Here is a 17,346-nt window from a genome sequence, read left to right as displayed (position 1 = left end):
GGCCTGCAGGCGGATGCCCGGCGGCGGACCTCAGTCGGCGGTGCGGGCGGGCAGGGTCTTCGGCATCCAGGAAGGGCGCGTCGCCTCGAAGGCGGTGATGTCCTGCTCATGGCGCAGGGTCAGGCCGATGTCGTCGAGGCCCTCCATCAGGCGCCAGCGGGTGTAGTCGTCGATCTCGAAGCGGAAGGTGCTGTCCCCGGCATGGGCCTGCCGGTTCTCGAGATCCACGGTGACCTCGGTGCCGGGATTCTCCTCGAGGATCTTCCACAGCTGCTCGATGTCGTCCTGGGAGAGGATGCCCGCGACCAGGCCCTGCTTGCCCGCGTTGCCGCGGAAGATCTCCGCGAAGCGCGTGGAGAGAACCGCCTTGAAGCCGTAGTCACGCAGCGCCCAGACGGCGTGCTCGCGGGAGGAGCCGGTGCCGAAGTCCGGGCCGGCCACCAGGACCGAGCCCTTCGCGTAGGCGGGCTGGTTCAGCACGAACTCGGGGTCGTTCGTGCGCCAGGCGTGGAACAGGCCGTCGTCGAAGCCCGTCTTGGTGACGCGCTTGAGGTAGACGGCGGGGATGATCTGGTCGGTGTCGACGTTGCTGCGACGCAGCGGGACGCCGATGCCGGTGTGGGTGGTGAAGGCTTCCATGTCGGGGACTCCTGGAGTGGCGGATCAGGCGACGGGCTGGAGGTCGGAGGGCGCGGCATCCGCGCCGAGGTCCGACGGGGAGGACAGGGTGCCGCGCACGGCGGTGGCCGCGGCCACCACCGGTGAGACCAGGTGAGTGCGTCCGCCCTTGCCCTGGCGGCCCTCGAAGTTGCGGTTGGAGGTGGAGGCGGCGCGCTCCCCCGGCGCCAGCTGGTCCGGGTTCATGCCCAGGCACATCGAGCAGCCGGCCTGACGCCACTCGGCGCCGAAGGCGAGGAACACCGCGTCCAGACCCTCCTGCTCGGCCTGCAGGCGCACCCGCGCCGAGCCCGGCACCACCAGCACCCGCACGTCCGGATGCTTGGTGCGTCCCTCGAGCACGGAGGCGAAGGCGCGCAGGTCCTCGATGCGGCCGTTGGTGCACGAGCCCATGAACACGGTGTCGACCCTGATGTCCTTCAGCAGCGTGCCGGGGACGAGATCCATGTACTCCAGGGCGCGCTCGGCGGCGTGGCGGGAGCTGTCGTCGGTGAAGTCCTCCGGGGCGGGGACCCGGCCGGACAGCGGCAGGCCCTGGCCGGGGTTGGTGCCCCAGGTGACGAAGGGCTCGAGGGTGTCCGCGTCGATGACCACCTCGGCGTCGAAGGTGGCGTCGTCGTCGGTGCGCAGCGTCCTCCAGTGCTCGACCGCCGTGTCCCAGTCCTCGCCCTGCGGGGCGTGGGGGCGGCCCTTGACGTACTCGAAGGTGGTCTCGTCGGGGGCGATCATGCCGGCACGCGCGCCGGCCTCGATCGACATGTTGCAGATCGTCATGCGGCCCTCCATGGAGAGCGCGCGGATCGCCTCGCCGCGAAACTCGAGCACATATCCCGCACCGCCGCCGGTGCCGATCTTCGCGATCACCGCGAGGATGATGTCCTTGGCGGTGACGCCCGGCTTCAGGGACCCGGTGACGGTGATCGCCATGGTCTTGAAGGGGTTCAGCGGGAGGGTCTGGGTGGCCAGCACGTGCTCGACCTCGCTGGTGCCGATGCCGAAGGCGAGCGCGCCGAAGGCGCCGTGGGTCGAGGTGTGGGAGTCGCCGCAGACGACGGTGACGCCCGGCATCGTCAGCCCCAGCTGCGGGCCGACGACGTGCACGATCCCCTGCTCCTTGTCCCCCAGGGAGTGGATGCGCACGCCGAACTCCTCGGCATTGCGGCGCAGGGTGTCGATCTGGGTGCGCGAGGTGATGTCCGCGATCGGCTTGTCGATGTCGATCGTGGGGGTGTTGTGGTCCTCGGTCGCGATCGTCTGGTCGAGGCGGCGCGGGGTCCGGCCCTCCTGACGCAGGCCGTCGAAGGCCTGCGGGCTGGTGACCTCGTGGAGCAGCTGGAGGTCGATGTACAGCAGGTCCGGCTCGCCGTTCTCACCGCGGCGGACCACGTGATCCGCCCAGACCTTCTCCGCGAGGGTCCCCGCCATGTCGATCCTTCCCTGCGCCCGTCGTGGGGGCACGATCCTGAATGCTGAGCAGCGCTCGGGGTGCGAGCGCTCACTCCATGGTGTGCCGGTCCACGATGCGACGCACTTGCGTCTCACACAATAAGACGGCAGTATCGGACCATGGACAAGACCTCGGAGGAGAACGGCAGCGGCGTCGGGGTGCTCGACAAGGCGGCGACAGTGCTCGGCGCCCTGGAGGCGGGTCCCGCGACACTCGCCCAGCTCGTGCAGTCGACCGGCCTCGCCCGGCCCACCGCCCACCGGCTCGCGGTGGCGCTCGAATTCCACCATCTGGTCGCGCGGGACATGCAGGGCCGATTCATCCTCGGCCCGCGCCTGGGCGAGCTGGCCGCCGCAGCCGGCGAGGACCGGCTGCTGGCCTCGGCCGGCCCCGTGCTGGCAGCGCTGCGGGACCACACCGGGGAATCCGCCCAGCTCTATCGTCGTCAGGGCGACCACCGCATCTGCGTGGCCGCCGCCGAACGGCCGATCGGCCTGCGGGATTCCGTACCGCTGGGGGCGGCGCTGACCATGCGCGCGGGCTCCGCGGCCCAGATCCTGCTGGCCTGGGAGGAGCCGGATCGGCTGCATCGCGGTCTGCTCGGGGCCCGCTTCACCGCCACCCAGCTCTCGGCCGTGCGCCGCCGCGGCTGGGCGCAGTCGATCGGTGAGCGCGAGCCCGGGGTGGGGTCCGTCTCCGCCCCGGTGCGCGGACCCAACGGCCGGGTGGTCGCGGCGCTGAGCATCTCCGGACCGATCGAGCGGATCACCCGCCAGCCCGGACGGCTGCACGCCGCCTCGGTGATGAGCTCGGCGAACCATCTCACCGAGCTGCTGCGTCGCGCAGGCTCCTGAGCTCCCGGCCGGCCCGGAGGCGGCTCAGTCCCGTTCGATCCAGACCGGGGTGTTCGCGAAGCGCAGCACGTTGACCAGCTGCCGCGGTGCGGCGACCTTGCCCCCGGCACCGGGTGAGCGCTCCCCCGCGACCACCATCACGCTGGCGTCCTCGCTGGCCCGGATCAGCTGCTTGGGGTTGTCCGAAGCGGCGATCGTGACATCTTTGACGAACACCGAGGGGTGGGTCAGGGCGATCCGCTGCGCGGTGCCGGCGAGGATCTCCTGGGCCTCCTCCGGTGTGGTCTCCGGTCGCACCACCAGGTGGATGTCGCGCCCGTAGGCCTCGGCGAGGTCCGCCGCGCGCGCGACCACCTCGGTGGAGAGGTCGTGGTGGACCAGCCCGATGGGGCCGCGCCCGTCGATCCTGCCCCGCACCACCACCACCGGGCAGTGGGCCCGCGCCGCCAGTGCCAGCGACTTGGAGCCGACGATCAGCGTCATCAATCGCCCCATGCCGCGCCCGCCGAGCACCAGCAGATCTGCTTCCTCACTGGCCTCGACCAGCACCGGCACCGCATTGCCGTCGACGATCTCGGAGGTCACCGGGACCTCGACCCCGGTCTCGTGCACGAGCGCGACCGCGTCCTGGATCAAGGTGTGGGCGGCCCCACGGAATCCCGAGCCGGCCAACCCGGAGATCGGGTCGATGTTGACGTCGAGCTCGGTCCAGACGAAGGCGTGGACGAGATGGAGGCTGCCGCCGACGGCGGCGGCGTGGCGAGCGGCCCAGCGGACCGCGTGATCGGACTCGTCGGCATCGAACACACCGACCGTGATGCGGGGAGCAGTGCTGTGTTCCATATCACGACGATACTCCGTGGCGCGCAATAGCGCCCGGAAAGCAGAGAAATGCAGCGGAATGCAGAAGAAGCCGACACCCGAAGGTGCCGGCTCCTCATTCGTACCCCGTACCGGATTTGAACCGGTGTTACCGCCGTGAGAGGGCGACGTCCTAGGCCGCTAGACGAACGGGGCCGGAGCGAGACCTTGCGATCTCGCATCGTACCCCGTACCGGATTTGAACCGGTGTTACCGCCGTGAGAGGGCGGCGTCCTGGGCCGCTAGACGAACGGGGCGCGGACTGCGCGACTTCCGAAGAAGCCGCGAAGCGCTGGGGTACCAGGACTCGAACCTAGAACGACGGTACCAGAAACCGCTGTGTTGCCAATTACACCATACCCCATGGTGAGAGCACGTTTTTCCGCTCTTCCCGATCAGTTTCCCGAGTGAATTCCGGGGACTTTCCGGGCCGAACTTCCTTGCCGTACCGAGGTAAGACTCTACCGGGTCTTCCTCGCCATGACAAAGCGAGACGGGCGCCTGGCGCTGTGAGGCTGAGCACCCCGCCCCACAGCGCCTCGGCGCTCAGGCCTCCGCGGCGAGGCGGTCTCGCAGGGAGCGCAGCCGCGCCAGGCTCGAGGCCCTGCCCAGCAGCTCCATCGACTCGAACAGCGGCGGGGAGATCCGGCGGCCCGAGATCGCGCTGCGCAGCGGCCCGAAGGCCAGGCGCGGCTTGATGCCCATCTCCTCGATGATCGCCGCCCGGAGCACCTCCTCGAGCGCGGCGGCGGCGAAGGAGTCCTCGCGGACGGCCTCGATCTCGCTGATGGCCCGGTCGAGCACGGCGACCGGATCATCGCCGAGCTTCTTCAGCGCCTCGTCCTGGACCACCAGGTCCTCGTCGGCGATGAACAGGAAGCCCATCAGGTCCGGCGCCTCGCTGAGCAGGTTCATGCGGGTCTGGACCAACGGGGTGGCCGCACCGACCAGCGCATGCTGCTCCGCGGTGATCTGCTCGCCCAGCACCCCTGCGGCCCGGAGGTACGGGAGCAGCCGCTCGGCGAGCTCCGCCTCCGGCAGCAGCCGGATGTGGTCGGCGTTGATCGCGGTGGCCTTCTTGAGGTCGACGCGGGCCGGGTTCGGGTTCACCTCCGAGGCGTCGAAGCGCTCGACGAGCTGCTCGCGGCTGAAGATATCCTCGTCGGCGCTGTAGCCCCAGCCCAGCAGTGCGAGGTAGTTGACCATTCCCTCGGGGGTGAAGCCCTGGTCCCGGTAGTGGAACAGGTCGGCCTGCGGATCGCGCTTGGAGAGCTTCTTGTTCCCCTCCCCCATCACGTACGGCAGGTGGCCGAACTCCGGGACCCGCTCGGCGACACCGATCTCGATCAGTGCCCGGTAGAGGGCGATCTGCCGCGGGGTGGAGGACAGGATGTCCTCACCGCGCAGCACGTGCGTGATCCGCATGAGGGCGTCGTCGATCGGGTTCACCAGCGTGTAGAGCGGCTTCCCGTTGGCACGCACGACCACGAAGTCCGGGGTGGAGCCGGCCCTGAAGGTGATCTCGCCGCGCACCATGTCGGTGAAGGTGAGATCCTCCTGGGGCATCCGCAGACGCCAGGTGGGTTCGCGCCCCTCCGCGCGGAAGGCCGCCTTCTGCGCCTCGGTGAGCTCGCGGTCGAAGCCGTCATAGCCCAGCTGCGGGTCGCGGCCCGCCGCCTTGTGCCGCTCGACGATCTCCTCCGCGGTGGAGAAGGACTCGTAGATGTGGCCGGAGGCCTTGAGCTTCTCGATCACGCCCTGGTAGATGTCTCCTCGCTGGGACTGGCGGTAGGGACCGTCCGGCCCGCCCACCTCGACGCCCTCGTCCCAGTCGATCCCGAGCCAGCGCATCGCCTCGAGCAGCTGATGGTAGGACTCCTCGCTGTCGCGAGCGGCGTCGGTGTCCTCGATCCGGAAGATGAGCTTGCCGCCGTGGTGGCGGGCGTGCGCCCAGTTGAACAGGGCGGTGCGCACCATCCCCACATGCGGGGTGCCGGTGGGACTGGGACAGAAACGGACCCGGACCTCCTCGGTCGGGGTGGGGCTCGGGGCAGGGCTGGTGGTCACGCGAGGGACTCCTGGAACGGTGGGGACGGTGGGGATCGACATGCCGCTCAGCGGCGCACGATGGGGTTCGACAGCGTGCCGATGCCTTCGATGGTGATGTCGACGGTGGAGCCGGCGGGGACGGTGCGCACGCCGGCGGGAGTGCCGGTGAGCACCAGGTCGCCGGGCAGCAGGGTGACGACGGAGGAGATCTCGGCGACCAGCTCGGCGACGGAGCGGACCATGTCCGCGGTGGAGCCCTGCTGGGCGGTCTCGCCGTCGACGGCGCTGGAGATCGCGAGGGACGAATGGTCCAGATCGGTCTCGATCCAGGGGCCGATCGGGCAGGAGGTGTCGAAGGCCTTGGCGCGGAACCACTGGTTCTCCGCACGCTGGGCGTCCCGCGCGGTGAGGTCGTTGGCGCAGGTAAAGCCGAGCACATGGCCCGCGACCTGCTCGGGGGTGAGGTCCTTGGCCATCCGCTTGATGACGACGGCGAGCTCCGCCTCGAGGCTGACCTCCTCGGAGTAGTCGGGCATCACGACCGGGTCGCCGGGGCCGACGACGGCGGTGTTGGGCTTGAGGAAGAACAGTGCCTGCTCCGGCACCTCACCACCCATCTCTGCGGCATGGGCGGCATAGTTCTTGCCGACGCACACCACCTTCGAGCGCGGGATGACGGGCGCCAACAGGCGCACGTCCTGAAGCGGCACGATCGTGCCCGTGGGGCGGATCTCTGTGTACAGGGGGTCGCCGGTGATCCCGTAGACCATGTCCTGGCCGTCCTTGGACTGGACGATGCCGTACATGGGGTCGTCACCGGTGGTGAATCGAGCGATGCGCATGCGGTCAGTCTAGGTGGTCGCCCCGCAGGAGCACCTCTCCCGACTCAGAGCGCCCGCGGCCTCACCGCGCCCGAGGCGGCCCTCGCGACGCTCGAGAGCCGCACCCGGATCGGCGATGGCTCCGCCGTGCGGGCCGGTCTGGTCGTGACGGGCATCATCGCCCGTCGAGCAGCCTCGCGACGGCGGGTCACCCTCAGCCGCGAGCAGGACGCGGGATCCGCACTGCGCGCGATGCGCAGCCTGCTCGAGGACGACGATGAGAACGTTGCCGAGCGAGGCGAGGCCCAGGGCATCATCTCGGGAGGCTGGGAGGAGGTGAGCACCGCGCTCGGCATCGACGGATCGGCGGCGGTGCGACGCCTCGACGTCTTCGACGGTTCCGATGGGGCCGAGGAGACGCTGTGGCTCGGGACCCTCCCCTCGGGCTCCGTCGTGCTCCGGTCGACCGAGGACGAGGACCGGCTCGCTCTCACCCGAAGTGCGCTCGAAGCCTCGGTGGTGAGCTCCCGGGAGCGAGATGACCTGCTGGCGGAGGTCCTCACCGGGGGCTTCCCGAAGGCCTGAGCTGTCACCACGGCATACGATCGCGGATCCACTCGTTCGCGTCCGTCGCCGTGCCCTCGATCCAGTCCTGCCCGCCCGACGGGATCACATTCTCCACGACGTGCTGGGGCAGATCGAGGATCGGATCGATGGTCGGGACGGCGTCACGGATGGTCTCGGACCCCCAGCCGAAGCCCTCCTCCACACCTCCCGCCCCGCTACGGGTGGCGTCGGAGAGGACGGTGTTCCCCGTCATCTGCTCGAGACCCCACCCGGGCATCTCCATCATGAAGCGGCTCGCGGATCCGTCACCGGGTCCACCCGCGATCGCCGAGATCTGCGCCTGTGCGGTGATGGCGGACCAGGCCATGTCCAGCGATCCCGTGGCGATCCCCACCCCTTCCCCCACGAGCTTCGCGGGAGGGTACGGGACAACGGAGAGCGCCCCGGCGGGGATGTCGAGGATATTGATCCCTGCGGTCACGAGACCGTCGAAGGCGCCGAAGGGGTCACCGTCCTGGAAGGACTGGGCGGCGTCGTAGAGACCGATCCCGGCGGCGACGCCCGTCGGCTCCGGAACGAGTCCGGCGATGTCCCCGGTGATCGACGCCCCGCTCCACCCGAGGTTCCCCCAGTAGCCCGCTTCGGGGCCGCCCAGCAGATCGCCGAAGAAGCCGTCACTCTCCTTCGCCTCATAGTGCTCGAGCCAGTCCTGGAAGCTGTCCCACGGCGACCCGCCCGGCTCGGCCCACCCGCCAGACCCGCTCTCGCCCGATCCGTCGTCGCTGCAGGTGTCCTGCTCGTCCGCCTCCTCCTCCAGCCGGACGGCACGCTGATCCAGCTGCTCGCAGGCACCCCTGCCCCGGGAGCGCACCTGACCCTCCCAGAGCCGGCGGAAGTCGTCCGCGTCGGGGCCGGTCCACTCGATCGCACGCACCGCCCCGTCCAACGCCTCGCACAGCTCCTCGAGCCGTCGAGCGCCGTCCCTGGTCGTCGTGCCCTGATCGCGCAGCTGCCCCGTGTCCGCCCCGAGAAACGCCATCGCCGTCACCTCCCCCTCGATCTGCACACCACTGCGGGGGCGTGCCGTCCGTCGTCATGGCGATCCTGGGCAGGCAGGCGCGACCGTCGCTACGGCGAGAACTCCCCATCGCCTCCCCGATACGATGTGCGCCGTCACTCGTCGAGGCAAGGAACCCCATCGTGAGCACACCCGGATCAGGCCGTGCGGGCGAGCCGAGGCTCGTCTATCGCGCCGGACCCTCGATCCCGTTCAAGGTCCTGATCGGAGCCGTTCTGGCGATCCTCGCGATCTCCCTGCTGGGAGGAATGCTCCTGGCCCTGCTGGTCCCAGAGCGGCCGCATCTCCTCCTCGCGGCTGCCGCTCTGGTGATGCTCGTCGTCCTCGGCGGGGCAATCGGCCTGCTGCTGCATCCTGCCTTCTCGGTGACGACCAGAGGGATGGAGGTGCGCGGATATCTCCGGACACGTCGCCTCGACTGGCCGGAGGTGGCACTTGTCGAGATCGACCGCTCGCTGATGAATCGCGGTGCCGTCGTGATCGTCACCAGGGACGGCAGGCGGGTGACGATCGCACTGACCGGTTCTCGCTTCGCGCTGTACCGCGGAGAATCGACATTCGACCACGGCCCGGATCTGCTGCAGCCGGCACGCCCAGCGCGCGCCGCGATCGACACCCACCGCCGCTGGCTGCACGGGGCCCTCTGACCCGAGTCGCCGGCATCGCCGAGTTCGGCCGGGAGCTGCCGCACAGCGCGCTGTGCATCGGCTCGTCCGGGACCGGGGCACGCACGATCGTCGCGATGATCTGCGCGCTCAGCACGCGGGGTCCTCCAGCAGCATCGAACGGATCCGCAGCTCGGCCTCCCGCCTGCTGATGCCCTCGCGCGCTTCCTGAACCAGCGGATGCCCGCACCCCGCCTCCGGCGTGATCACCGGAGGCAGCCGGCCGGGGGCGCTCACCCGCACCGGCACCGACAACGAGCCCCCATGACCGGGGAGCTCGCTGGCGAGCGTGCCGCGGAAGTCACCGCGGTAGCGCGGATGCTCCCAGTGCTCCACCAGGTCGAGGTAGTCGTTCTCGTCCACCTGCACCCACGGCACATAGATCAGCCGCGACCCACCCCCATGCACGGCGAGGGACAGGAACCCCGTCAGGAAGCAGTCGACCGAGCGGCCGTTGTCGATCAGGCACAGCTCGTCCGTGGACCGGGTGCGCATCAGCTGCTCCCAGGGGCTCATCCGCAGGAACGCCGCGGGACGGCCGAACTCGATCAGCGGCCACGGGTTGTCCTCGGTGCCGTCCGCCCCCGTGTGGCGGCGGCCGCAGCCCGCGCAGTCGTAGTCGATGCCTGGCATCTGGATCGCCCTCCCCACCAGCGACACCCTGCCGCTCGATGGCGACCACGCTAGGAACCGCCGGTGGGCCGGGGCCACGAGGGGCGTCCCGATGTGGACGAGCACCGCATGGGGAGGGATCGTGGGGGCTCGTAGGATGGTGCCCTTGTCCATCCCGCACGCCAGGAGGCCCCGTGAGCAGCTCGACCCTCGTCGCTCCGGTGCGGGTGCTCTCGAGCGCACAGGTCACGATCGCTCGACGCGCGCACGAGGCGCGAGCCGATGCCCTCACCGCCGCTCACCGAGAGCGCAGGGCCCGCGGCGAGAAACATGCGGTCGAGGATTTCCTGTTCACCTACTACCCCTTTTCCCCCGCCCGCCTGCGCCGCTGGCATCCGGGATGGGAGGTCGCCTATGACCCGGCGGCCGATGTGGACGAGGAGGGGTCGAGCCTGATCACAGACGTCGACGGCTCCGGGCACCGCTCCTGGTATCGGGACACCTCCGGGGGGCCCTCCGGCCCGGAGCCCCAGCGTCGGGCCGACGTCACGCGATACGTCACCGAGCGCGCCGATGCGCTCGACTTCATGACCCGGCTGCTGTCGGCGTCCTCGCTCACGCGGAGGCGGCCGGAGTTCGGCTGCTTCGGTCTCCATGAGTGGGCGATGGTGCACCGCGTGCCCGACGGCCAGCAGCGCCATGAGGACCTGCCGCTGCGGCTCTCCCCGGCGCAGACCGATGCGGTGGTGGAACGGGAGAAGCTGGTGTGCTCCCACCTCGACGCCTTCCGCTTCTTCACCCCGTCCGCTGCCCCGCGCAATGCGCTGGAGCCCACTCGCGCCTCCCAGGTTCAGAACGACAACCCGGCATGCCTGCACGTCGGGATGGATCTGTACAAGTGGGCCATGAAGCTCACGCCGCTGGTGCCCTCCTCGCTGGTGCTGGACTGCTTCGAGCACGCCCGCGAGACCCGGGTGCTGGACATGGAGGCGAGCCCGTATGACGTGCGACCGCTCGGCTACGGGGTGGTGCCGATCGAGACGCCCGCGGGCAAGGCCGAGTACGTGCGGCGTCAGCGGGCGCTGGCCGCGAGGGCCGACGTGCTGCGGGAGCGGCTGCTGACGGCGGTCGCGCCGCTCGTGGCGGAACGCCCTGATGTGACCAGGGAGTCCGCCACCGGCTGAGTGCCCTGGCAGACTGGGAGCATGTCGATCCTGATGCCGTTCGTGCCCGAGAGCTCCGCCGATGCCGGACAGGACGCGATCGTCGACGGCTTCATCGAGGCCCAGGAGTCCGTCGGCCGCACCCTGTACCCGCACCAGGAGGAGGCGCTGCTGGCGATCGCGGCCGGCGACCACGTCATCGCCGCCACCCCCACCGGGTCCGGGAAGACCACGATCGCGTACTCCGCGCTCTTCGCCGCGATGGCCCGTGGGGAGCGCTCCTACTACACGGCGCCGATCAAGGCGCTGGTGAGCGAGAAGTTCTTCGATCTGGTCTCCCAGTTCGGGGCCGAGAACGTGGGCATGATGACCGGTGATTCGGCGGTCAACCACGACGCCCCGATCATCGTGTGCACCGCCGAGATCTTCGCCAACCATGCCCTGCGCGACGGCCCGGGCAGCGAGGTGGGACTGGCGGTGATGGACGAGTTCCACTACTACGGCGACCCGCAGCGCGGCTGGGCCTGGCAGGTGCCGCTGGTCGAGCTGCCCGACTGCCAGTTCGTGCTGATGAGCGCGACCCTGGGCGATGTGTCGCGCTTCGTCGAGGACCTCACCGAGCGCACCGAGCGGGACGTGAGCGTCATCGACGACGCCCCGCGCCCCGTGCCGCTGGACTTCCGCTGGTCCCTCGAGCCGCTGCCGGAGACGATCCAGACGATCCTCACCGATCGTGATGCCCCCGTCTACATCGTCCACTTCACCCAGAAGGATGCTCTCGAGCAGGCCCAGGCGCTGCAGGGCCAGAAGATCCTCGGCCCCGGGGAGAAGGAGCAGATCCGCGAGATCATCGGAGACTTCCGCTTCTCCAAGGGCTTCGGCCAGATCCTCTCCCGCCTGGTGCGCGAGGGCATCGGTGTCCATCACGCCGGGATGCTCCCGAAGTACCGGCGCCTGGTGGAGAAGCTCGCCCAGTCCGGGCTGCTGAAGATCATCTGCGGCACCGACACCCTCGGCGTGGGCATCAACGTGCCGATCCGCACCGTGCTGCTGACCGGGCTGGCGAAGTTCGACGGCAAGCGGATGCGCCTGCTGAACGCGCGGGAGTTCCACCAGATCGCGGGGCGTGCGGGGCGCGCCGGGTACGACACCATCGGCCACGTGGTGGTGCAGGCGCCGACCTGGACCATCGAGTTCGAGAAGGAGCGGGCCAAGCATCGGCTGCGGGAGGAGGCCGGCAAGGTCTCCAACAACGCCAAGAAGCGCAAGAAGGAGCCCAAGCCCCGGATCCCCGAGGGCGCGATCTCCTGGTCCGAGGCGACCATGACCAAGCTGGTCGAGAACGCCCCCGAATCGCTGCGGCCGCATCTGAAGATCACCGCCGCCATGGTGCTGGCCCTGATCTCACGGCCGGGGGATGCGATCGCCTCTGGCCGGCACCTGATCATGACCAGCCATCAGACCTCGGGTCAGAAGCTCGCGCTGGTCAAGGACGCGGTGGAGATCTTCCGCGGGCTGCGGGATGCGGAGATCATCGAAGTGCTCGAGGAGCCGGACCACCTCGGCCGACGGTTCGCACTGGTTGAGGACCTGCAGCTGGACTTCACCATGAACCAGCCGCTGGCGCCCTTCGCGATCGCGATGATCGACTCCCTGGACGAGGAGTCCGAGTCCCTCACCCTGGACACCGTCTCGATCATCGAGGCGATCCTCGAGGACCCCCGCCAGATCCTGCTCGCCCAGCAGAACGCCGCCAAGGGCGAGCTGCTGGGAGAGCTCAAGGCCGACGGGGTCGAATACACCGAGCGGATGGCGCGGTTGGACGAGGTGTCCTGGCCGAAGCCGCTCGAGGAGGATCTGGAGGGGGCGCTGGAGATCTATGCGCGCTCCCGGCCCTGGGTGCGAGCGGACGACCTCTCCCCCAAGTCGGTGGTCCGGGAGATCTACGAGACCGGGCAGACCTTCAGCGAATTCGTGCAGCGCTACGGCCTGCAGCGCTCCGAGGGCATCGTGCTGCGCTATCTCTCCGATGCCTACCAGGCGATGCGCCGCACCATCCCTCAGGACCTGCGCACCGAAGGCCTCGAGGACATGATCGAGTGGCTCGGCGTGCTGGTGCGGGGCATCGACTCCTCGCTGCTGGACGAGTGGGAGGCCCTCACCCACCCGGAGGACCTCGAGGAGGACGGCGCCTCCGAGATCCGGCCCAGCACCCCGCGGGGGCTCTCGGCACAGACCAAGGTGCTGCGCACGATGGTGCGCGCCGCCATGTGGCAGCGCATCGAGCACTTCGCCTTCGAGCGGGAGGCGCGTCTGGCGGAGCTCGACGGCGACTCCGGCTGGGATCGTCCCCGCTGGGCCGCAGCGATGGACGACTACTACGACACCTATGACCACGTGGGCATCGATGGTCCGGCCCGCTCTCCGCAGCTGCTGCAGATCACCGAGGAGTCGAAGGTGTGGAGGATCCGCCAGGCGTTCGCCGATCCCGACGGCCACCACGACTGGGCGATCGAGGCAGAGCTCGACCTCGAGGCGACCGACGAGAGCGGCGAACCGGTGCTGGCCATCACGCACGTCGGCGAGGCCTCGAGCCGGCCGTGAGCGACGCAGCAGGCCGGCACCCCGAGGGGCGCCGGCCTGCGATGAGCGATCCGCCGTGCGGGACCGCTCAGGCGGGGATCACTGCGGGTTGATCTCCACCTGGGGGTTGATCTCCACCTGGGGGTTGATCTCCACCTGGGGGTTGATCTCCACCTGGGGGTTGATCTCCACGTACTGCGGGTTGATCTCCACGGACTGCACGGAGGGCTTCTGCGGGTTGATCTCGACGGCCGAGGCCGCTCCGGCACCGGCGATGCCCAGCGCCACCCCCAGCGTCAGTCCCCCGGCAAGTCTCGCGGCACGACCGGTCCAGCGGCGAGCATCCGCACTCGTCACATCCTTGTCAGCAGTCACAACATTCGTCCTCTCGAGGAAGGGGTGCGGTGTCAGGGAAGTCCGCAGTGCCCAGAATACCCGGTGTGAGAGTTACCACAAGGTCTCTTCGTGATCGGTCATCCGACGCCGGGAGCCCGGAGCGTCGCACCGGTGGCCTCCTCGACCGCGGCGCAGGCCTGCTCGAGGCTCGCTCCGCGGGCCACCGCCGCGCCCACCAGGAACGCGGAGATCGGCGCCATCGAGCGCTGGACACCCTCGGCGACCACCCCGGTCATCAGATGGACCCGATCCACATCCAGGTCCACGCACTCGACGTCCAGCTGTGCGGAGACCCGGTCCAACCACGGCAGCAGGGTGCTCTCCCAGTCCTCCTGGAGGGTCACCGGCGGCTTCGTCGCCATCAGAACTTCACCTTCTCCCAGCCGCGACGCTCGGCCTCCTTACGGGGATCCTTGCTCCGGTAGACGATGTACGGCCGGGTCAGGTACCCCAGCGGCGCGGCGAAGACGTGCACCAGGCGGGTGAAGGGCCAGATCCCGAACAGGGCGATCGCGCTGAGGACGTGCAGCTGGAAGAAGATCGGCGCCTGGGTCATCAGCTCGACGGAGGGCTGCAGGGTCCAGAACTGGCGGAACCAGATCGAGACGCCCTCGCGGTAGTCGTAGGAGCCGAAGGCCGTGTGCACCACGGTCGCGAGGACGCCGCACACGATGGTCATCGCCAGCATCAGATACATCAGCTTGTCCCCGGCGGTGGTGGCCCCGAAGACCCGCCGGTTGGTGCGCCGCCGGTACAGCAGGATCAGCAGCCCGCCCACGCACGCCACCGCTGCGGCGAGACCGATGATGATCGCCATCAGGTGGTACATGTGGTCGGTGATCCCGACGAAGCGCGTCCAGGACTTCGGGATGCCGAGGCCCACGACGTGACCGAAGAAGATCCCGATGATGCCGTAGTGGAACATCGGGGAGCCGATCGAGAGCAGCTTGGACTCGTAGAGCTGGCTGGAGCGGGTGGTCCAGCCGAAGCGGTCCTGGCGGAATCGCCAGATGTGCCCGAGCACGAACACGGCGAGCACCATGTAGGGGAACACCACCCACAGCAGCAGCTGGAGCGTCGTCGCGTCGTTCATGAGGGTCGTCCTCTCAACAGGTCCACAGGGACGGGTCCGGGAGCGGCGGAGTCGGAGCCGCAGCCGCTCGAGGCGAAGGTCTGCCCGGCGAGGTCTCCGGCGTCGCCGTCGAGCCCGTAGCCGTCCAGGCCCACGGTCTCGTCCTCCGGGCCCTCCTCGGCCAGCTTCAGCACGGCGGCCCGGTCGTCGGCGTCCAGCGGCGGCAGGGTCGAGCACAGCGCCACCAGGGTGCCGTGCCACGGGGAGGAGATGTCCGCCAGGTGCAGGCGCAGCAGCTCGACTCCCGGACGGTTCGAGCGCAGGATCTTCGCGCCCCGCTCGGCGTCGTGGGCCGCGCCGAACTCGAGCACCACCGGCAGGTGGTCCGGCAGCTCCTCGCTGCCGATCTCGAGACCCGCGGTGCGGAAGTCCTGCTTGATGCGCAGCAGTGCCATCCCTCGACGGCGGGTGTCGCCATGGCTGAAGTAGGTCAGGTGCAGGCATCCCCGGCGACGGGTGTCGAAGGTGTCGACGTACTCCTCCTGGACGGCGACCGCATCCCGTTCGCCCAGCAGATCGATGGTGCGCAGCAGCCCGCCCCGGACCGGCTCCGGCAGCTCAGCCGCCAGCTGCCGCACCAGGGGGTAGCGCGCCAGGGCCTCCTCGTCCGGATAGGTCAGCAGCCAGGAGACCGCGATCCAGGTGACCCGCATCTGCTCGGTGCTCATCCCGGAGGCGTGCAGCAGATCCTTCGGCGCACGACCGCGCGCCGGCAGGGTCGCCGTCGTCCCGGCGCCGGCATCGCTGCGTCGGCTCAGCAGGCGTGCGAGGGCGCCCATCAGGCGCTCCCGGTCGCGGGAGCCGGGAACAGCCCGTCGGGCCGTCCGTTGCCGTCCCAGTTCAGCAGGTTGATCCGTACGCCCTCGGGGCGCTCGACGGCGTTCTCCTGCCGCTTGCTGGAGAACCCGGGTCCGGACATCCCCATCGACTCCTCCGGCAGGGACATCCCCATGCCGGGACCGCCGGGGGCGTTCAGCGGGCAGTCGGTGCCGGTGGACTCGAGATCATGGGCGGACTCGTGATGCCCCACCGGGATCACATAGCGGTCCTCGTACTTCGCGATCGCGAGCAGGCGGTACATCTCCTGCATCGTCTCGCCGTCCATGCCGACGGCGTTGGCGATCCCTTCCCGGGGCGCGTTGCCGAGGTTGATGTCCCGCATGTACGAGCGCATCGCGGCCATCCGATACAGCACCCGCTCCACCGTGGGCACGTCTCCGGCGGTGAACAGGTTCGCGAGGTACTCCACCGGGATCCGCAGCGCGTCGATCGCGGCGAACAGGCTCTCCGCGTCCTCGGCGTCGTAGCCGGTGTCCCGGACCACGTCCACCACCGGCGACAGCGGCGGGATGTACCAGACCATCGGCATCGTGCGGTACTCCGGGTGCAGCGGCAGCGCGACCTCGTACTCCTTGATGAGCTTGTAGGTCGGGGAGTTCTGCGCGGCGAGGATCCAGTCGTGGTGGATGCCTGCTGCCTCGGCCCCGCGGATGACCTCGGGGTCGTGCGGGTCCAGGATCACATCCATCTGGGAGCGGTAGAGGTCCTGCTCATCGGTGACGGAGGCGGCCTCGGTGACCTTGTCCGCGTCGTAGAGCACCAGACCGATGTAGCGCAGGCGCCCCACGCAGGTCTCGGCGCACACCGTCGGCTCGCCCTGCTCGAGGCGGGGGTAGCAGAAGGTGCACTTCTCGGCCTTGCCGGTCTGGTGGTTGAAGTAGATCTTCTTGTACGGGCAGCCGGTGATGCACATGCGCCAGCCGCGGCAGCCGTCCTGGTCGACCAGGACCACCCCGTCCTCCTCGCGCTTGTAGATCGCGCCCGAGGGGCAGGAGGCCACGCAGGTGGGGTTCAGGCAGTGCTCGCAGATGCGCGGCAGGTAGAACATGAAGGTCTGGTCGAACTCGAACTGGACCTTGTCCTCGATGCCCTTGAGCATCGGGTCCTTGTCCTTGTGCAGATAGGTGCCGCCGAGGTCGTCGTCCCAGTTGCCCGACCACTGGATATCCACCCGTTCACCGGTGATCAGCGACTTCGGGGGCGCCGTGGGGATGGTCTCCTGCTGCGCCGGGGCGTGGAGCAGGTTGTCGTACTCATAGGTCCAGGGCTCGTAGTAGTCCTCGATGCTGGGCAGCTTCGGGTTCGAGAACAGCTGCATCAGCTTGGTGAGGCGGCCGCCCGCCTTGAGCTTCAGGCGGCCGTTCTTCCCGAGCTCCCAGCCGCCCTTCCATTTCTCCTGGTCCTCGTAGCCGCGGGGATACCCCTGGCCGGGCCGGGTCTCGACGTTGTTGAACCACATGTACTCGGTGCCGGACCGGTTCGTCCACGCCTGCTTGCAGGTGACCGAGCAGGTGTGGCAGCCGATGCACTTGTCGAGGTTCATCACCATCGACATCTGGGCCATGACTCGCATCGTGGCTCTCCTTCGCTCTTCGTTCGT

The 17,346-nt window shown here is 69.3% G+C and carries 17 protein-coding genes and 3 tRNA genes; 5 read left to right on the top strand and 15 right to left on the bottom strand.

What is annotated here, in order from left to right; translation table 11 throughout:
* Nucleotides 1-30 precede the first annotated feature (30 nt).
* Both leuD and leuC read right to left on the bottom strand, forming a co-directional pair.
* Nucleotides 31-639, bottom strand: a complete 609-nt coding sequence (gene leuD / locus ACHUEU_RS01970) for a 3-isopropylmalate dehydratase small subunit (protein ID WP_394214202.1) — start codon at nt 637-639, stop codon at nt 31-33.
* A gap of 24 nt (nt 640-663) precedes the next feature.
* Nucleotides 664-2,103, bottom strand: a complete 1,440-nt coding sequence (gene leuC, locus ACHUEU_RS01965) for a 3-isopropylmalate dehydratase large subunit (RefSeq protein ID WP_394214201.1) — start codon at nt 2,101-2,103, stop codon at nt 664-666.
* A 141-nt stretch (nt 2,104-2,244) separates the two neighbouring features.
* Here leuC and ACHUEU_RS01960 point away from each other — a divergent pair, with 141 nt between their 5' ends.
* On the top strand, nt 2,245-2,979 hold the full coding sequence (locus ACHUEU_RS01960) for an IclR family transcriptional regulator (RefSeq protein WP_096802871.1): 735 nt from the start codon (nt 2,245-2,247) through the stop codon (nt 2,977-2,979).
* 24 nt (nt 2,980-3,003) lie between these two features.
* On the opposite strand, the gene ACHUEU_RS01955 is transcribed toward ACHUEU_RS01960, so the two are convergent.
* The 6 genes from ACHUEU_RS01955 to ACHUEU_RS01930 form a co-directional block, all read right to left on the bottom strand.
* Nucleotides 3,004-3,822: a universal stress protein gene (locus tag ACHUEU_RS01955; RefSeq protein WP_394214200.1), complete on the bottom strand. Its 819-nt coding sequence runs from the start codon at nt 3,820-3,822 to the stop codon at nt 3,004-3,006.
* Between the two features lie 101 nt (nt 3,823-3,923).
* Nucleotides 3,924-3,996 (bottom strand) — tRNA-Glu (locus ACHUEU_RS01950).
* Nucleotides 3,997-4,024: 28 nt separating this feature from the next.
* Nucleotides 4,025-4,097: transfer RNA gene (locus tag ACHUEU_RS01945), tRNA-Glu, on the bottom strand.
* Nucleotides 4,098-4,132: 35 nt separating this feature from the next.
* Nucleotides 4,133-4,204 (bottom strand) — tRNA-Gln (locus ACHUEU_RS01940).
* 182 nt (nt 4,205-4,386) lie between these two features.
* On the bottom strand, nt 4,387-5,949 hold the full coding sequence (gltX, locus tag ACHUEU_RS01935; protein ID WP_394214199.1) for a glutamate--tRNA ligase: 1,563 nt from the start codon (nt 5,947-5,949) through the stop codon (nt 4,387-4,389).
* Between the two features lie 5 nt (nt 5,950-5,954).
* Nucleotides 5,955-6,731, bottom strand: coding sequence for a fumarylacetoacetate hydrolase family protein (locus ACHUEU_RS01930; protein ID WP_394214198.1), 777 nt, complete (start codon nt 6,729-6,731; stop codon nt 5,955-5,957).
* A gap of 144 nt (nt 6,732-6,875) precedes the next feature.
* Here ACHUEU_RS01930 and ACHUEU_RS01925 point away from each other — a divergent pair, with 144 nt between their 5' ends.
* Entirely contained in the window at nt 6,876-7,295 is a 420-nt protein-coding gene (locus ACHUEU_RS01925; RefSeq protein WP_394214197.1) for a hypothetical protein, read from the top strand.
* A gap of 4 nt (nt 7,296-7,299) precedes the next feature.
* Here the strand turns inward: ACHUEU_RS01925 and ACHUEU_RS01920 are convergent, their stop codons facing one another.
* The gene (locus ACHUEU_RS01920; RefSeq protein ID WP_394214196.1) at nt 7,300-8,316 is read right to left on the bottom strand and encodes a hypothetical protein; all 1,017 of its coding nucleotides are present in this window, start codon (nt 8,314-8,316) and stop codon (nt 7,300-7,302) included.
* Nucleotides 8,317-8,477: 161 nt separating this feature from the next.
* Here ACHUEU_RS01920 and ACHUEU_RS01915 point away from each other — a divergent pair, with 161 nt between their 5' ends.
* The gene (locus ACHUEU_RS01915) at nt 8,478-9,002 is read left to right on the top strand and encodes a PH domain-containing protein (protein WP_394214195.1); all 525 of its coding nucleotides are present in this window, start codon (nt 8,478-8,480) and stop codon (nt 9,000-9,002) included.
* Between the two features lie 108 nt (nt 9,003-9,110).
* Here ACHUEU_RS01915 and ACHUEU_RS01910 read toward each other — a convergent pair whose 3' ends face one another.
* Complete coding sequence (locus ACHUEU_RS01910) at nt 9,111-9,653, bottom strand: DUF2199 domain-containing protein (RefSeq protein ID WP_394214193.1); 543 nt, start codon at nt 9,651-9,653, stop codon at nt 9,111-9,113.
* Between the two features lie 173 nt (nt 9,654-9,826).
* On the opposite strand from ACHUEU_RS01910, the gene ACHUEU_RS01905 reads away from it, so the two are divergent.
* Nucleotides 9,827-10,816 carry a 3-methyladenine DNA glycosylase gene (locus tag ACHUEU_RS01905; RefSeq protein WP_394214192.1) on the top strand — a complete coding sequence of 330 codons (990 nt, stop codon included), beginning with the start codon at nt 9,827-9,829 and terminating at the stop codon, nt 10,814-10,816.
* Between the two features lie 21 nt (nt 10,817-10,837).
* On the top strand, nt 10,838-13,399 hold the full coding sequence (locus ACHUEU_RS01900; protein WP_394214191.1) for a DEAD/DEAH box helicase: 2,562 nt from the start codon (nt 10,838-10,840) through the stop codon (nt 13,397-13,399).
* A 78-nt stretch (nt 13,400-13,477) separates the two neighbouring features.
* Here ACHUEU_RS01900 and ACHUEU_RS01895 read toward each other — a convergent pair whose 3' ends face one another.
* The 5 genes from ACHUEU_RS01895 to narH form a co-directional block, all read right to left on the bottom strand.
* Complete coding sequence (locus ACHUEU_RS01895) at nt 13,478-13,753, bottom strand: hypothetical protein (RefSeq protein WP_394214190.1); 276 nt, start codon at nt 13,751-13,753, stop codon at nt 13,478-13,480.
* Nucleotides 13,754-13,851: 98 nt separating this feature from the next.
* Nucleotides 13,852-14,136: a DUF6457 domain-containing protein gene (locus tag ACHUEU_RS01890; RefSeq protein WP_394214189.1), complete on the bottom strand. Its 285-nt coding sequence runs from the start codon at nt 14,134-14,136 to the stop codon at nt 13,852-13,854.
* Nucleotides 14,136-14,867, bottom strand: a complete 732-nt coding sequence (narI, locus tag ACHUEU_RS01885; RefSeq protein WP_394214188.1) for a respiratory nitrate reductase subunit gamma — start codon at nt 14,865-14,867, stop codon at nt 14,136-14,138. The genes ACHUEU_RS01890 and narI overlap by 1 nt, the downstream gene beginning before the upstream one ends.
* On the bottom strand, nt 14,864-15,685 hold the full coding sequence (narJ, locus tag ACHUEU_RS01880) for a nitrate reductase molybdenum cofactor assembly chaperone (protein ID WP_394214187.1): 822 nt from the start codon (nt 15,683-15,685) through the stop codon (nt 14,864-14,866). Before narJ ends, narI begins: the two co-directional genes overlap by 4 nt.
* Nucleotides 15,685-17,319 carry a nitrate reductase subunit beta gene (gene narH, locus ACHUEU_RS01875; RefSeq protein WP_394214186.1) on the bottom strand — a complete coding sequence of 545 codons (1,635 nt, stop codon included), beginning with the start codon at nt 17,317-17,319 and terminating at the stop codon, nt 15,685-15,687. Before narH ends, narJ begins: the two co-directional genes overlap by 1 nt.
* Nucleotides 17,320-17,346 lie beyond the last annotated feature (27 nt).

Source organism: Brachybacterium vulturis, assembly GCF_043641765.1.
GTDB classification, from domain to species: Bacteria; Actinomycetota; Actinomycetes; order Actinomycetales; family Dermabacteraceae; genus Brachybacterium; species Brachybacterium vulturis_A.
This window is presented reverse-complemented; position numbering and strand designations above follow the sequence as displayed.

Coding starts and splice junctions, on each gene's coding strand:
- leuD (WP_394214202.1), bottom strand. CDS start 639: ATGGAAGCCTTCACCACCCACACCGGCATCGGCGTCCCGCTGCGTCGC.
- leuC (WP_394214201.1), bottom strand. CDS start 2,103: ATGGCGGGGACCCTCGCGGAGAAGGTCTGGGCGGATCACGTGGTCCGC.
- ACHUEU_RS01960 (WP_096802871.1), top strand. CDS start 2,245: ATGGACAAGACCTCGGAGGAGAACGGCAGCGGCGTCGGGGTGCTCGAC.
- ACHUEU_RS01955 (WP_394214200.1), bottom strand. CDS start 3,822: ATGGAACACAGCACTGCTCCCCGCATCACGGTCGGTGTGTTCGATGCC.
- gltX (WP_394214199.1), bottom strand. CDS start 5,949: ATGTCGATCCCCACCGTCCCCACCGTTCCAGGAGTCCCTCGCGTGACC.
- ACHUEU_RS01930 (WP_394214198.1), bottom strand. CDS start 6,731: ATGCGCATCGCTCGATTCACCACCGGTGACGACCCCATGTACGGCATC.
- ACHUEU_RS01920 (WP_394214196.1), bottom strand. CDS start 8,316: ATGGCGTTTCTCGGGGCGGACACGGGGCAGCTGCGCGATCAGGGCACG.
- ACHUEU_RS01910 (WP_394214193.1), bottom strand. CDS start 9,653: ATGCCAGGCATCGACTACGACTGCGCGGGCTGCGGCCGCCGCCACACG.
- ACHUEU_RS01900 (WP_394214191.1), top strand. CDS start 10,838: ATGTCGATCCTGATGCCGTTCGTGCCCGAGAGCTCCGCCGATGCCGGA.
- ACHUEU_RS01890 (WP_394214189.1), bottom strand. CDS start 14,136: ATGGCGACGAAGCCGCCGGTGACCCTCCAGGAGGACTGGGAGAGCACC.
- narI (WP_394214188.1), bottom strand. CDS start 14,867: ATGAACGACGCGACGACGCTCCAGCTGCTGCTGTGGGTGGTGTTCCCC.
- narJ (WP_394214187.1), bottom strand. CDS start 15,685: ATGGGCGCCCTCGCACGCCTGCTGAGCCGACGCAGCGATGCCGGCGCC.
- narH (WP_394214186.1), bottom strand. CDS start 17,319: ATGCGAGTCATGGCCCAGATGTCGATGGTGATGAACCTCGACAAGTGC.